This window comes from Thermosynechococcus vestitus BP-1, from assembly GCF_000011345.1.
Lineage (GTDB): Bacteria > Cyanobacteriota > Cyanobacteriia > Thermosynechococcales > Thermosynechococcaceae > Thermosynechococcus > Thermosynechococcus vestitus.
Window position 1 is genome coordinate 782,275 of sequence record NC_004113.1, and the last position, 15,381, is coordinate 797,655.

General features: G+C 54.0%; 11 protein-coding genes. 6 read left to right on the forward strand and 5 right to left on the reverse strand.

Features of this window, described 5'->3' with window-relative positions:
- Positions 1-63 precede the first annotated feature (63 nt).
- Positions 64-2,157: an IMS domain-containing protein gene (locus TLL_RS03850; protein WP_164920754.1), complete on the forward strand. Its 2,094-nt coding sequence runs from the start codon at positions 64-66 to the stop codon at positions 2,155-2,157.
- On the opposite strand, the gene TLL_RS03855 is transcribed toward TLL_RS03850, so the two are convergent.
- The 5 genes from TLL_RS03855 to glgA all read right to left on the reverse strand — a co-directional run bounded on the left by TLL_RS03855 (position 2,150) and on the right by glgA (position 8,805).
- Positions 2,150-3,028, reverse strand: a complete 879-nt coding sequence (locus TLL_RS03855; protein WP_011056604.1) for a carbohydrate ABC transporter permease — start codon at positions 3,026-3,028, stop codon at positions 2,150-2,152. The two genes, TLL_RS03850 and TLL_RS03855, sit on opposite strands and share 8 nt — an antisense overlap.
- Complete coding sequence (gene carA / locus TLL_RS03860) at positions 3,025-4,173, reverse strand: glutamine-hydrolyzing carbamoyl-phosphate synthase small subunit (RefSeq protein ID WP_011056605.1); 1,149 nt, start codon at positions 4,171-4,173, stop codon at positions 3,025-3,027. Before carA ends, TLL_RS03855 begins: the two co-directional genes overlap by 4 nt.
- A gap of 696 nt (positions 4,174-4,869) precedes the next feature.
- Entirely contained in the window at positions 4,870-5,928 is a 1,059-nt protein-coding gene (gene hrcA / locus TLL_RS03865) for a heat-inducible transcriptional repressor HrcA (RefSeq protein WP_011056606.1), read from the reverse strand.
- Positions 5,929-6,044: 116 nt separating this feature from the next.
- Entirely contained in the window at positions 6,045-7,358 is a 1,314-nt protein-coding gene (locus tag TLL_RS03870; RefSeq protein WP_011056607.1) for a recombinase family protein, read from the reverse strand.
- 22 nt (positions 7,359-7,380) lie between these two features.
- On the reverse strand, positions 7,381-8,805 hold the full coding sequence (gene glgA, locus TLL_RS03875) for a glycogen synthase GlgA (protein WP_011056608.1): 1,425 nt from the start codon (positions 8,803-8,805) through the stop codon (positions 7,381-7,383).
- 135 nt (positions 8,806-8,940) lie between these two features.
- Here glgA and TLL_RS03880 point away from each other — a divergent pair, with 135 nt between their 5' ends.
- The 5 genes from TLL_RS03880 to TLL_RS13490 all read left to right on the forward strand — a co-directional run bounded on the left by TLL_RS03880 (position 8,941) and on the right by TLL_RS13490 (position 15,351).
- On the forward strand, positions 8,941-10,236 hold the full coding sequence (locus tag TLL_RS03880; RefSeq protein ID WP_165442178.1) for a glutamate-5-semialdehyde dehydrogenase: 1,296 nt from the start codon (positions 8,941-8,943) through the stop codon (positions 10,234-10,236).
- A gap of 359 nt (positions 10,237-10,595) precedes the next feature.
- The gene (gene ppsA, locus TLL_RS03885) at positions 10,596-13,034 is read left to right on the forward strand and encodes a phosphoenolpyruvate synthase (RefSeq protein ID WP_011056610.1); all 2,439 of its coding nucleotides are present in this window, start codon (positions 10,596-10,598) and stop codon (positions 13,032-13,034) included.
- Between the two features lie 102 nt (positions 13,035-13,136).
- Positions 13,137-13,817 (forward strand): phycobilisome degradation protein NblB, encoded by a 681-nt coding sequence (gene nblB / locus TLL_RS03890; protein ID WP_011056611.1) that lies wholly within the window; start codon positions 13,137-13,139, stop codon positions 13,815-13,817.
- 5 nt (positions 13,818-13,822) lie between these two features.
- The gene (cbiD, locus tag TLL_RS03895) at positions 13,823-14,926 is read left to right on the forward strand and encodes a cobalt-precorrin-5B (C(1))-methyltransferase CbiD (protein ID WP_011056612.1); all 1,104 of its coding nucleotides are present in this window, start codon (positions 13,823-13,825) and stop codon (positions 14,924-14,926) included.
- Between the two features lie 269 nt (positions 14,927-15,195).
- Positions 15,196-15,351 (forward strand): IS630 transposase-related protein, encoded by a 156-nt coding sequence (locus TLL_RS13490; protein ID WP_164920755.1) that lies wholly within the window; start codon positions 15,196-15,198, stop codon positions 15,349-15,351.
- The last annotated feature ends 30 nt before the right edge of the window (positions 15,352-15,381 follow it).

The following is a 15,381-nucleotide window of genomic DNA, read 5'->3' on the forward strand; positions in this document are numbered from 1 at the left end:
TTGGGGGGAACACTATTCCCTGTTATTTCTAAACGTTGAGTCACTGCTGGCAAAGGCTCTCTGTTGCTATTGGCTGCACGTGAGTGTGCTGTCATCGTTGATAGACGGGTTCATCCTATAAAGGTTTGGGTTCAGGTGCGCATTCCCCTCGATTATTACCAAGTGTTGGGTGTGCCTATTCAGGCAACGCCGGAGCAAATTGAGCAGGCCTTTCGGGACCGGCTGTTGCAGCTCCCTACCCATCAGCACTCCCCCACCACAGTTGCCACCCGTCGCGAACTCATTGAGCAGGCCTATGCAGTTTTGCGAGAACCGGAGCAGCGCGATGCCTACGATCGCCACTGCCGTACCGTTGATCCCGATGATTTGATTGCCCAGTTGGATCCCGATGCCACCACTCCCCACATTGAAATTAGTGATGAGCAATTGTCGGGGGCACTCCTACTGCTGTATGAACTAGGAAATTATGCCCAAGTTGTCAACCTGGGAGACGCCTTTCTTAAAAAGGATGTTTTTGAGCGCAATCGCCCCTACACTTCCCCTGCCGCCGTTGCCGACATTACCCTCACTGTGGCTTTGGCCTATCTGGAATTGGGACGGGAGGAATGGCAGCGGCAGTCCTATGAATCAGCCGCCTCTCAGCTAGAAGCCGGTCTCCAGGTACTTCAGCGGGTAAATTTGTTTCCCGAGCTCCAGGAGCAGTTTCAGACGGAACTGAATCGGCTGCGTCCCTACCGCATTCTGGAATTACTGGCACTGCCTTTGTCCGATAGTGCGAATCGGCAGCGGGGTATTTTATTGCTGCGGCAAATGCTGAGTGAGCGCGGGGGCATTGAGGGGCGCGGTGACGATCGCTCAGGACTAACAGTTGAGGATTTTCTGAAATTTATTTTGCAACTGCGCAGCCATCTTACCGTGGCAGAACAACAGGAACTCTTTGAACGGGAATCGCGGCGTCCCTCAGCGGTGGCCACCTACCTTGCGGTACATGCCTTGGTAGCACGGGGAGTGCATGAACTGCAGCCGAGCTATATTTGTCGGGCCAAGGATTTATTGCAGCAGCTGCTCCCCCATCAAGACGTCTATCTTGAACTTGCCAGTTGCTTGCTGCTTTTGGGACAGCCCACCGAGGCCTTGGCAGCTCTTGACCACAGCCAAGATCAACCGACTCTGGACTTTATCCGCCGTCATGCCGGTGAGGCTGGCGATCGACTGCCGGGGCTTTATTACTACACCACACAATGGCTCACGGAGGAAATTTATCCTGCATTTCGGGACTTGGGGGAAACACCCGTGGCCTTGGAGGCTTACTTTGCTGATGCCAATGTCCAAACCTATCTAGAGGCTCTCAGTGAGGACTCCATTGCCCCTGAACCCCCTGCGACCACTGCCTCTGCGCTCCCTGAAGTGATCAGACCAACGGTGGCCGTGCCCCCTCCCCTCTCCTTCACAGCGGAAACGTTACCGTTGCAGGATCAGAGTCGGCTGGGTCAGGGCCTTTCGGCATCGGCTTTTACCCCTTCTGCAACTGCAACGGGGACATCGATGCCCCAACCATCGCCTCGCAAACGGCGCAGCCCTCGAAACCGTTGCGCCCAAAAACGTCAGACTTGGTTTTGGATGGGTGCAGGAGTGGTTCTTGTGGGTTTAGGGGCGTTGGCAAAAGTCTATTGGCCCGCCAAAACCGCTGAAGCCCCCCCGCCGCCGGTGACACCGGCACCAACTCCTGTGGCAACGCCGACCCCAACGCCACAACCGACGACCTTAGCCATCACTTTAACACCAGAGATGGCGCGCGATCGCCTCCACACTTGGCAGCAAATTAAAGCCCAAGCCCTTGGGCGACCATTTGAGGTGGACAAACTAACAACGATTTTGGCGGAGCCAGAACTCAGCCGCTGGCGATCGCGGGCACAGGGCTTAAAGTCCGAGGGCAGCTATTGGGTTTATACCCTAAAGAACTTAGAAGTGAAGGAAGTCCGCCTCCAAAGGAGCGATCGTGTGGAGGTGTTGGCAGAAGTCAACGAGGATGCCCGTTTCTATGAACAGGGAACCCTGCGCACTGATATTTCCTATAGCGATCCCTACCGGGTCATTTATACCTTTATCCGTCGCGGCAATCAATGGTTGATTCAAGGCATGCAGGTGGTTAGTTAAGGGGCATTTCCACCTGGCGACCAAGCTTGAGATTTAAGAGGGACAAAGACAGGATAAACAGGAATAAAATCAGCCCCATCGTACAGGCGTAGTTCACCTCTAAGCGCTGAAAGGCATTCTCGTAGATGTAATAAACAATGGTTTTGGAGCTATTGAGGGGACCCCCCTGGGTCATGACATAGACTTCTTCAAAGACCTTGGTGGCAGAAATTGCTGAGATAATACTCACCAACAGAATATAGGGGCGCATCAGTGGCAGCGTAATATCCCAATGCTGTTGCCAGCCGTCACTGCCATCGATCGCCGCCGCTTCGTACAGTTCACCGCTAATCCCCTGAAGTCCCGCTAGATAGATCACCATGTAGTAGCCCAAGCCTTTCCAGACGGTAACAGCCATGACACTAAAGAGAGCGAGGCGCGGACTCGTCAGCCAAGGAATGGGGGTATCCCGCAGATGCAGACCCTGTACCAGTTGATTTAAGAGGCCATTGGGGGCATAGAGCCAGCGCCAGGCAATCCCCGCCACCACCATTGAGATAATTACGGGGCTGTAGTAGGCCGCACGAAACCAGTGGATGCCCCGCAGGGGTTGATTGACGAGAATTGCCAGCAGTAGGGGAGCGATCGCCAGAATTGGCACCACCACCACTAGATAGAGAAAAGTATTGCCCAAGGTTTTCCAGAAGACGCCATCGCGCCACAACTGCGCAAAATTGGCCCCTCCTACCCACACGGGGGGGCTCAGGAGATCGGTTTCATAGCGGGTGAAACTGAGGAAAAAAGCCTGTAGGGCTGGCCAAAAGACCGTCAGTGTGAGCAACCCCAAGGCAGGGGCAAGAAAGAGATAGGGGGTGAGCGATCGCCCTTTCATTGGCGGCGGGGATGTTGTTGACGATAGGCACGCATTTGCGCTACAAACTCGCCAAAGAGATAATCGGCATCATGGGGGCCAGGGCTGGCCTCCGGGTGGTACTGCACCGAGAAAATTGGCAATGTTTGGTGCTTCAAACCCGCAACGGTTTTGTCATTGAGGTTAAAGTGAGTAATCTCTACGGGAGTTTGGGCAAGGGATTCTGCGGTGATAGCAAAGCCGTGGTTTTGGCTGGTAATTTCCACTTCCTGTGTCAGGCCAGCGGGCTGGTTCAACCCCCGGTGACCAAACTTCAGCTTGAAGGTTTCTGCTCCCAAGGAGAGTCCCAACAACTGATGCCCTAAACAAATGCCAAACATGGGCCGCTGCGCCCCTAGTAATTTGCGCGTGGTTTCAATGCCTTCCTGAACTGCCGCCGGGTCGCCCGGGCCATTGGAAAGGAAAATGCCATCGGGGTCATAGCTGAGAATCGTTTCCGCTGGCGTATCCGCCGGCACAACAATCACACGGCAGCCATAGCTGGCCAAGCGACGGAGAATGTTGCGCTTCACGCCAAAATCAATGGCCACAACCGTCAAGGGTGGCTCTTCGGTAGCGGTTTGCGGACGAAATTCCCAGGCGGCGGGCGTTGGCTCTGTCCATTCATAGGGGGTGCGGGTGGTCACCACTTTCGCTAGGTTTTGTCCCTGCATACTGGGGGCGGCAAGGACTTTTTGCAGCAGTTCAACGGGGTCAAGGATTTCTGTGGAAATGCCGCCATTCATGGCACCGACGGTGCGAATTTTGCGGGTGAGGGCGCGGGTGTCAATCCCATAAATCGCAGGAATTCGATGGGCTTTGAGGTAATCAGGTAACGATTGTTGCGATCGCCAGTTACTGGGAATATCACAGATATTGCGAGCAACAGCACCGCGCACTTGGGGGCGATCGGATTCATCGTCTTCGGGGGTGGTTCCCGTATTGCCCAACTCAGGGTAGGTGAATGTCACAATTTGACCATAATAACTAGGGTCGGTAAGCACCTCTTGATAACCCGTCATGCCGGTATTAAAGACCACCTCCCCAATGGCTGTCCCCGGTGCCCCAAAGGAAAAACCGCGAAAGACTGAACCATCGGCGAGAACCAGCAAGGCGGGTGTCGGCATTTCAATCGCTCCAAGTGTTTTGGCAATACTCCCACTAGTCTATTGTGTATGATAGAGCCACAAGTAGATTGCGTTGGTTACGTGGCAATCACTTCACAGTTTTAGTAGCATGCTCTCTCTCCTCACTCTAGGGAGTAGGGACCTCTGGTGCCTAGAGATTAAGCTTTGGAGCTTCCCCAATAGATAGCTATAGGGCAGTAAAAATTACAAGCAATGGACCTAAGGCCCTAAGGACCCGAAGCAAGGAGCCGATGAACGCACAACGAGAGACCCGGCAAAAAGTGGTAACTCTGAAAAATCTCCTTGTCATCAGATGCCGTTGGCACAAATTCCAGTGCTCATACCCCAAGCTTGCATCCACTGGTATTTTCAGGCAGACTGGCCCTCACTGAAGGCATCCTCTGCCCTGATATCGTGTGGACTTTGTTGCTTTTTGGCACAATAAGCGATTGACGATTCTAGGGGGCGACATGGGCCACTACGCCGCAAAGATTGATCAGCGGTAGCATGCACAGAAGCCAACTACATCCAAGCGACTTAAGGAGGATAGAAAGCTGCGAGGGCTGGGAAGTATTGCGAGTCAGTACCTGGAAATGGCGTACGACAACCCGGACAGCTCTGCCATACTATCAAACTTGCCAAAATATTTTCTTCTTGAAAAAGAAAAGCTTATTGTGACCGCAGCCGTAGGTTTTGTTACCTGCGGCAACTCACCTGCTCTGTCAAATAGTCTGCCGCTGTGGCCACTAGGGGAATAATCCGTGCATAGGGCATCCGCGTCGGCCCTAGAATGCCAATACTGCCTACGGGAGAGTCCCCATAGCAGTAGCAGGAATAGACCAAGGTACAGCATTGCATCGGTGCTAGGGTATTTTCACTGCCAATGCGGATTTGCACTTGGGAGGGGGCTTGGCTATCGGTAGTGATCAAGGGAGCTAGTTGATCCTGTTGGTCTTCGAGAAGATGCAGCAGCATTTGTACCTGCTCCACTTGGGAAAATTCTGGCTGCTGGAGGAGATCCGCAAGGCCACTGATGACAAAGGCGGTGCCCTGGTGGCTGTAGCGATCCCTCAACTGCCGCAGTAGGGCCTGAAGCTGCTGGCTGTAGGTTTGAAACTCCAAATCCAGTTTTTGCCAGTCAATGGCACTGAGTTCCACCAGCGATCGCCCCTGCAACTGATGATTGAGAAAGTTGGTCAGTACCTGTAGGGTACGCTCCCGTAGCTCAGGGTCTTCTTCCCCCTGCTCCAATTGAATGAGCGCTGATTGGGTTTCGTAGGTATCGAGAACCAGAATGACCATCACCTGCTGCGAATCCAAAGCGACCAGTTGAATCACCCGAATTTGTCGCTCCAAAGCATTAGGCAGCGTAATGAGCGTAATGTAGCCACTGAGATCCGAAAGTAACTGCGCTGCTTGCCGCAAGATCACCTCAAGACGTTGTTGTCTCCAAATAAATCGCTCACTCAAGAGACTCTCAGCTTTGCGAGCTATATCGGGAATAGGCTGGATCAGTTCATCCACATAAACGCGATAGCCAGAATCGGAGGGCACTCGCCCTGCGGAGGTGTGGGGCTGGTAAAGCAGGCCGCTTTTCTCGAGGAGCAGCATCGTATTGCGCACGGTGGCTGGGCTGACGTTGAGGTTGTATTCGGTGGCGATCGCCTTTGAGGCGACGGGTTCCGCCGTAGCAATGTAATGGTTAATCGTAGCGCCCAGAATTTGCTTTTGGCGATCGCTGAGTTCAATCGTCATAAGTCCTTATACCTGCGATTTCTTATGGCTGTTTTTTATTTATCTATACCTATAACCTAATCTATAAGCCACCCTGCCCATTTCAGCTCTTCAGCCCAACGGGGCACTGGAAATGGTTAAGGGGCACTGCCAATAGCAGATTCCCAAATAAATTGTAAATGGACAGACCAAGGCTGTGGGGGGCGGCTGGTGACCTGTATGGCCTGTAAAAACTCCCGTAGATAAAAGCGTTGCTCTGCGGCTGAGAGTTGGTACCAAAATTGAGGCTGACTGAGGGTAACCGCGAGTTGCAAGAGGTTGCTAGGGGGCAGTTGTGCCTGCTGTGCCTCAATTCGTGCCCGCTCCCCAGCCAGTTTATAGCGGCGCAGTTGAGCTGTTTCCGCATCCAAGAGACCTTGGCCTTCTAGTGCAGTCAGTTGTTGCAGTTGCTTGTCAATAGCTGCAATTTCGGCGGTGAGGGTTGACGACGGTAGGCAAAGTTGAGCGATCGCCGGCGGCAGGCGTTCGCCAATTTGATCAATGACAGCAGCTAGGGCAGCGTTGTAGGGAATGCTGCGACACTTTGGGGAAAGGGGACAGTGGAGGGGACGCAAATAGGCATATTGGCTGGGTTGGCGATAGGGCTGCACCTGAGTCCGACCAAAGCGTTGCTGACATTGGCGACAAATCACCAATCCCGCCAGAGGATGGGGAGCACTGGCACTACGACGGGGCAGAGAGCGTTGGCGCCGCAACAGCCGATCCACCTGAGCCGCTTCATCGGGCGTAATCAGGGGGGCATGGGTTTGGGGAATTACCGTTTTTCCTTGGTAGTAAAGATGGCCGCGATAGACGGGGTGGGTCAGCCAGCGCCGACCTGTGGCTACGCTAATCCGCTTGTGGTGAGTGTGGGCAATAAAGCGCACCGCTGCACTGAGGGAGCCATAGAGGAGAAAATGCTCAACAAAATCCTTGACGACAACGGCTGCCGCTCGATCAATCACATAGTGCTCTTTGCCTCGGCGATAGCCATAGGGGGCACGACCCGGCGGCGGACGGTGCTTGAGACGATGACGAGCGTGGTTGTGGCAGAGGGTTTGCCGGTGGAGTTGCTGCTTCACCTGATCCCAGAGGGACAAGAGTTGATCACCAGCGGGGGGGCGATCGCTAACGTAGCCTTCAGCGAGGGCAATCACAGTCATCCCTGCTGTCTCTAGTTGCCGCAGGCGATCGCTCACTTCCATCACCGTTTGGCCAAGGGCACTTAATTGCTGCAAGAGCCAATACCCAGGCACTAGCCGCTGCAACCAGTACCGCAACTGTGGGCGGGAGGCCTCCACATCCAGTACCCAGTGGTCAATCTCCTGTCCCCACACTTGGGGATCGGGTAGGGGCTGCCAGAGGGGGTCAATGTACTCGTAGGCAATAATCACCACACATTGCCTAGCCACGATATAGTCACGATGTTAATGACTAGGTCACTGCCGGTACCAGCGTTGGACTAGGATTGGGCATGGTTTCCGGCGGCAAGCCATAGATGGAATTATAAAGAGCATTGTAGGCGAGTGCCGATTTTGTCCAGCTAAAGTCCTCGCGCATACCCCGCTGCTGGAGGGCATGCCACTCCCGTTTGTAGCGATACCCTTCCCATGCCCGCACTAGACAGGTGTAAAAGTCAAGGGGCTCATAGCGGTCAAAGCAGTAGCCCGTTCCGGTTTGCTGCTCAGGGTTGTGGTGGGAGACGGTATCCACAAGGCCACCGGTGCGGCGGACAATCGGCACACAACCATAGCGCAGCGCAATCATCTGGGAAATGCCACAGGGTTCAAAGCGACTCGGCATAATGAAGGCGTCGGCACCGCCATAGATGCGGCGCGACAGGACATCACTGTAGAGCAACTGCACACTACAGCGCCCCGGAAACCGTGAGGCAATTTGCCACATCTGGGTTTCGTAGTAGCGATCGCCCGTCCCTAAGAGGACAAACTGACTATCGGTATAGGCAAGAAAGCGATCTAAAATTTGAATCAATAGATCCAGCCCCTTTTGCTCCACCAGGCGGCTGACCATCCCCACCAAGAAAGCGCCGGAGTTCACCTCGAGTCCTAATTCTTCCTGGAGAGCAATTTTGTTGGCCCTACGCCGCTCTAGGGTATCTGCGGTGTAGTTTTGGGCAAGGGCGCGATCGCTACTGGGATCAAAAAGCTCAGTATCAATACCATTGAGAATGCCAGAGAGTTTGCCACTAATAAACGATAGCAATCCCTCCAATTTTTCGCCATATTCAGGGGTTTTAATCTGTTCGGCGTAGGTGGGCGAAACGGTATTGACGCGATCGGCATACTGCAACGCTGCCGCCATTGTATTATGGCCCTGCATGTACCACGGACACCAAGTAATTTGCTCTAGGCGCCACCGCCAAGGTCCTTGATAGGCCAAGTTATGGATCGTAAACACGGTGGTAATGTCGGGATCCTGATGCATCCAGACGGGGATCATGCCCGTGTGCCAATCGTGGCAATGGATAATTTGGGGTTTCCAGTAGTTCCAAGCAAATTCTGCTGCCCCATTGGCAAAAAAGGTGAACCGCCAGTCCTCATCCTCACCGTAGTAGATGCGGCGGGGATTAAAGCAGGGATGGCCAAAAAGGTAAAGGGGAACATCCGACCCCGGCAACACGGTTTCATAGACATGGAATGTCTGAAACATGGCATGGCCAATCCAGATGGGGTCCTTGGGAATCTCCACCTTATCGGGCAAGAAGCCATAATAGGGCATAAAAATGCGCACATCATGTCCCATGCGGCGTAACACCTTGGGCAGAGAGCCAACCACATCTCCCATGCCTCCCACTTTCGCCAGTGGTGCCGCCTCAGCAGCAACAAATAGAATTCGCATGATCCTCCTGAACCTGTTTTTTGGCCAATTCTAGGGCAATGCAATTGCCGTTAACCTACCACAAGTGCGGGACAATTTGGCGTACGATCGCCCTTAAGGATTTCTCCTGATGTGTCTTTGGAATTGACAACCCCTATGACCAATTCTCCCCTCGTGCAACGGGTCAAAGAAGTTCATGAGCAGGCGCGTCTGCTGGCCACGCTCGATGCGGCTGCCCGCAATGGGGCCCTGGAACAGGTGGCCTGTGCCCTTGAGGAGGCGCGGGAGGAGATTCTGGCGGCCAATGCTGCCGATTGTGAGCAAGCCAAGGCCAATCAGCTCAATGCCTCGCTCTATGCTCGCCTGGAATTGAGTCCCAGTAAACTAGCGGCGGCGATCGCTGGCGTACGTCAAGTGGCTGCTCTCCCGGATCCCCTTGGCCAGCGTCAACTCCATCGAGAATTGGATACGGGGCTCATTCTCAGTCGCGTCACCTGTCCCCTTGGGGTGCTAGGGGTGATTTTTGAGGCGCGCCCTGATGCAGTCGTGCAGATAGCTTCCTTGGCGATTAAATCAGGGAATGGCGCCATTCTCAAGGGAGGACAGGAGGCCAGTCGCTCTTGCCAAACGATTATGCAGACGATTCATAGGGGCCTAGAGAAGTCGGCAGTGCCCGCGGGGGCGATCGCCCTCCTGACGCAGCGATCGGAAATCAGCGAACTGCTGCAATTGGATCAGTGGGTTGATCTCATCATTCCGCGAGGTTCCAATGAATTTGTGCGTTATATCCAGAACAATACGCGGATTCCCGTGCTGGGCCACGCCGATGGTCTTTGTCATCTCTATGTGGATCGGGCAGCGGATCTTGAAAAGGCGATCGCCATTACCCTCGACGCCAAAACCCAGTATCCTGCCGCCTGTAACGCTATTGAGACCCTCCTTGTTCACCGCGATATTGCCGAGGCATTTTTACCCAAAGTGGCTGCTGCCTTGCAACAGGCAGGCGTTGAGCTACGGGGGGACGCGATCGCCTGCGACCTCGTACCCATGAGCCTTGCCAGTGAAGCCGACTGGGCCACAGAATATTGCGATTTGATCCTCGCCATCAAAGTCGTGCCCGATCTCGATGCCGCCCTGGATCACATTGCCACCTACGGCTCCGGTCACACGGAAGCCATTGTCACTGAGGATGCCGCCGCCGCCGCTCGTTTTCTCCAAGAAGTGGATGCGGCGGGTGTCTTTCACAATTGTTCCACCCGCTTTGCCGATGGCTTCCGCTACGGCTTTGGTGCCGAAGTCGGTATCAGTACCCACAAATTACCGCCCCGAGGACCCGTGGGGCTAGAGGGATTAGTGACCTACAAATATCAACTGGTGGGAAACGGCCACATTGTGGCCACCTATAGCGGTGCCAATGCCAGGCCCTTTACCCATCGCGATTTGGACTGCTAACGAATTTAAGGGATTGTTAAGCCACAGACAAAGCCAATTTTTCTGTTTCAGAATGGAGATATAGGGCAACAGGGATTTCCCTACCGTGCAGATGACACCCTCTGTAAAGGTTGTCTATCAAGGTCTATCAAGTGACCGGTGGCAATGTATTGCCTACTTTACTCAGTATCTGAGCAGCCTCTCTTTGTCAACGGATGATTAGGACTTGGGAATTGCGTGCAGTTAGGTAATTGAGAGATTCACGATAGCAAGGGGAGCCAAAACCCCTCAAAACTTTAACCGCTCAAGCACTGCTGTTGCATCCCCATAGAACAGCAAAGGGCACCATCAATGCAACTTAAATCTTTAGGAGCATAACAATGACTCAATCTATTCCTAGACCAACCAGTGAAATAACAAATCGGGAAACAGCATTTGTTTTAGAACTCAATGCCTTGAGCTGCAAAGACCTGCCACTGGTGGGGGGCAAGAACTCTTCCTTGGGGGAAATGCTCCAACAACTCACTCCCAAAGGTATTAATGTCCCCGATGGTTTTGCAACAACCGCCTATGCCTATCGTTACTTTATTCAAGCGGGAAATCTTGAGACGCAACTGCGGCGGCTCCTCGAAGGCCTTGATGTTGAGGATGTAACAGAACTCCACCGCGTGGGTCAGACGATTCGCTCGCTAATTTTACATACTCCGTTTCCCCCGGAATTGACGGATGCGATTGCTGCCGCCTACCAAAAAATGTGCGATCGCTATGGTCCGAATACGGACGTGGCGGTTCGCTCCAGTGCTACCGCTGAAGATCTGCCCGATGCGAGCTTTGCCGGTCAGCAGGAAACCTACCTCAATGTCCATGGCCTCAAGGGCGTTCTCGATGCCTGTCATCGCTGCTTTGCGTCGCTGTTTACGGATCGGGCAATCTCCTACCGCCAGATCAAGGGCTTTGATCACTTCAATGTGGCGTTGTCCGTGGGAGTGCAAAAAATGGTGCGCTCTGACTTGGCCTGCTCTGGGGTGATGTTCTCCATTGACACAGAAACAGGCTTTAAGGACACGGCTCTCATTACTGCCGCCTATGGCCTTGGTGAAAACGTTGTCCAGGGTGCCGTCAACCCCGATGAATACTTAGTTTTCAAGCCAACCTTGAAGGCGGGCTATAGACCCATTTTGAAAAAAGCCCTCGGCACCAAAGAAATTCGCATGGTCTATGACCTCGGTGGAACAAAGCTGACCCGCAATGAACCGGTACCTGAGAGGCTGCGGAAACAATTTGCCCTAACCGATGAGGAAATCCTCACCCTAGGTCGCTGGGCTTGCCTCATTGAGGAGCACTACTCTGACCTGCGGGGTGCTTATACACCCATGGACATTGAGTGGGCAAAAGATGGCATGACAGGTGAACTCTTTATCGTCCAAGCCCGCCCCGAAACAGTCCAGTCCCAAAAAGCCACGAACATCCTGCGTACCTATCATCTTGAAGAAAAAGGGACGCTCCTCGCCACAGGTCGAGCAGTCGGTGAAATGATTGGCCAAGGCCGTGCCCGCGTCATCCTCAATGTCAGGAATATCGATCAGTTCCAAGCTGGGGAAGTATTAGTGACCCACCGCACAGATCCTGACTGGGAACCGATCATGAAAAAAGCCAGTGCCATTGTCACCGATCAGGGGGGACGCACTTGCCATGCAGCAATCATTGCCCGCGAGCTGGGGATTCCTGCCATTGTTGGTTGTGGTGATGCCACAGAAACAATCCCCAATGGTGCAGAGGTGACGGTCTCCTGTGCAGAAGGGGAAGAGGGGCATGTCTATCAGGGATTGCTGCCCTTCCATGTGGCGGAAGTCCCTCTCGAAAAGCTGCCGCGTACCCGCACCCAAATCCTGATGAACGTGGGCAACCCTGAGGAGGCCTTTAGTTTGGCGGCGATTCCCAATGATGGTGTTGGCCTGGCACGCATGGAGTTTATTATTGCCAACCACATTCAGGCCCATCCCTTGGCGCTGCTGCACTACGATGAACTGAAGGATGAGGCAGCAAAGCGGCAAATTGCTGAGTTGACCCAGAACTACAGCGATAAGGGGGAATACTTCGTTGATAAGTTAGCCCAGGGCATTGGGGCGATCGCCGCTGCTTTTTATCCCAAGCCCGTAGTGGTGCGCATGTCCGACTTCAAGAGCAATGAGTACGCCAATCTCATTGGTGGTCGTCAGTTTGAACCCCATGAAGAAAACCCGATGATTGGCTGGCGGGGGGCCTCTCGTTACTATGACCCCAACTATGCCGAAGGCTTTGCCCTGGAATGCCGCGCCATGAAGAAAGTCCGCGATGAGATGGGTCTGACGAACGTGATCCTGATGATTCCCTTCTGTCGCACCCCAGATGAAGGGCGGCGAGTGCTGGCGCAGATGGCTAAACATGGGCTGAAGCAGGGGGAAAATGGTCTGCAAGTCTATGTGATGTGCGAACTCCCCAGTAACGTGGTGTTGGCGGATGCCTTTGCCGAGGTCTTTGATGGCTTCTCCATTGGCTCGAATGACCTCACTCAACTCACCCTTGGCTTGGATCGCGATTCGGCCTTGGTGGCCCACTTGTTTGATGAACGCAATGAGGCGGTCAAACGCATGGTGGCGCAAGCCATTCAAACCGCAAAGGCCAAGGGACGCAAAATTGGCATCTGTGGTCAAGCCCCCAGTGACTATCCTGAGTTCGCCCAATTCTTGGTGGCGCAAGGGATTGACTCCATTAGCCTCAATCCCGACTCCGTTCTAAAGACCATGCTGCAAATTGCGGAGGCTGAAAAGGAAGCCTAGAACGCACAACCCAGTAGCAACTCCTAAGTGGAGGGCAGGGCATCGAAGCTGCGATCGCTCTGCCCTTTTCTGTGGGTAAGCGAGTAGGATAAAAGAAATTGGGTGGAGAATGTGGGTGTGGATCCAGCGGCAATTCAGGAACTTATTACCTCGGAGGATGTGGGCGATCGCCTGCGCGGCATCAATCAACTGCGCAGCCTGGATCCCCAGGATGCCTTTAGGCTGATTCAACCCCTCAGCCAAGATGAAAATTCCCGTGTCCGTTATGCTGCCGTCAGTCAAATCGCCAGCCTCGGGCACACTAACCTCAATCAAGCCCATGACCTGTTGCGCGATCGCCTGCTCCATGACAGCGAAACCGATGTCCGTGCTGCCGCAGCGGATGCCATGGCTGCTTTGCAAGTTCCCTTTGCCCTCGAAGATTTAGAAACCGCCTACCACAGTACCAACGATTGGCTGTTGCAGTTTAGTATCATTGCCGCCCTGGGTGCCCTCGGCAACCCCGCTGCTGTTGGCCTGCTCACGGAAGCCCTCAAGAGTCCCCAGGAATTGGTAAAATTGGCGGCGATTGGTTCGTTGGGTGAACTCAAACAACCAGAAAGCATTGAGTACTTGCGGCCATTTGTGGCGTATCCTGATTGGCAAGTCCGCCATCGGCTGGCGATCGCCCTTGGCCAAATTGGTACCCCAGAGGTTCGCCCCCTTCTTGAACAATTGGCCACTGACTCTGCGGCAGCAGTTGCTGAAGCGGCTCGCGCCAGTTTGGCTCACTTAGCTCCTTAACACCCATGGGTTATACGCTACCGGTTTTTGCAACGGCGGCGGCTGTTGCGGCATTGCGCTGTCTCACAGAAGGTGCCTGTCCTCAACAGGTGACCCTTGCCCTCCTACGCCCCAATCGCTGTGAAACCCTACCCATTGCCCAAGGAGCCTGCTTAGATGCCCAACAGGCCTTGGCCATAACCTACAGTGAACCCAGTGACGCCCTTGATCTTACCCGCTATACCCCCATCTGGGCTTGGGTGCGCTGGCAAGACCCTGTAACGGCTCCCAAAATTCAGATTGAGGGGGGCTTTGGGGTGGGGCGCGATCGCGCCACGGGCAAGGCAGCAATCTATCGCTATGCCCGTTTGTTGTTGACCACCAATCTGTTGCTCTACTGTCCGAAAGAGCGGGCGATCGCTGTCACCATTGTCCTACCCCAAGGACGGGACTTGGCAGAGCGCACCTCAAATGCTGCTTTTGGGATTGTTGAGGGACTTTCCCTCCTAGGGACAACCGGCATTGCCCAACCCCTCACTGCCCCGGAGCAACTGGACCGCTATCGCGAAGACTTAGCCGAGAAAGCCGCTCAATCCTCCACTCTTGTCTTTTGCATTGGTGAGAATGGCCTGCAAGTGGCGCAACAACTCCAGATTCCCCCTTCCCGCTGCGTGAAAACTGCCAATTGGCTCGGTCCAATGCTGGTGGCAGCGGCCCACTACGAGGTTCAACAGTTGCTTCTCTTGGGTTACCACGGCAAATTAATTAAACTTGCGGCGGGCATTTTCCATACCCATCACCACCTGGCGGATGCTCGCCAAGAAATTCTCACCGCCTTTTGTGCCCTTGCCGGTTTAGACCTAGAGATGCTGCATCAGGTGTGGCAAGCGCCAACGGTTGAGGCTGCCCTCAAATTTTTGGAAAGAATGGTTCCCCACGTCTTGCCTGAGATTCTCAGCCACATTGCCCACCGCATTGATCAACGGGCCACTGCCTATATCCATGCCCATTGTGCCGCTCCTATCGGACGGTCATTGCAAGTCGGCTGTGCCTTGTTTGGGCGCGATCGCCAAATTGTCGCCACCAGTGGGGCAGGAAACATCATTTTGAGAGAAATCAGCATACGGTAGGTTCTTGAGATGGGAGGGAAAATAACTATTTCGAAAGCGAGTGACACATTGCAAAGAGAAACAGATGACCCCTAACGCCTCCTCAATATCCCTAAAGAAGCTGAGCGATAGCTTCACTGACGAAAGGGAGTTGTCTGCTCCCTCAAGCAAGGTGGCAAAACCAATGAGGCCACTCAAATCTGTCAGGTGAATCTGTCAGGTGAATTGCGCCACCCTCCATCGCTGGCTGAAGCGAGACCGCTGAGTGCCCAGGTGGTCCCCCGTCGTCCTTGGAAACTGGATGGGAGGCCCTAGCGGCAGACGTCGCCCCACACCCCGATAACCGTTTCATCAACCATGCCCAGGGATTTGGGGTAGAAATTTCCACGATGAGTTACGCCCTCGACCAGAGGGGCATCACTGGAAAAAATGGAGGAGTTTCATGAGGTGATTCGCAATTATTCTGCTGCTAGTGG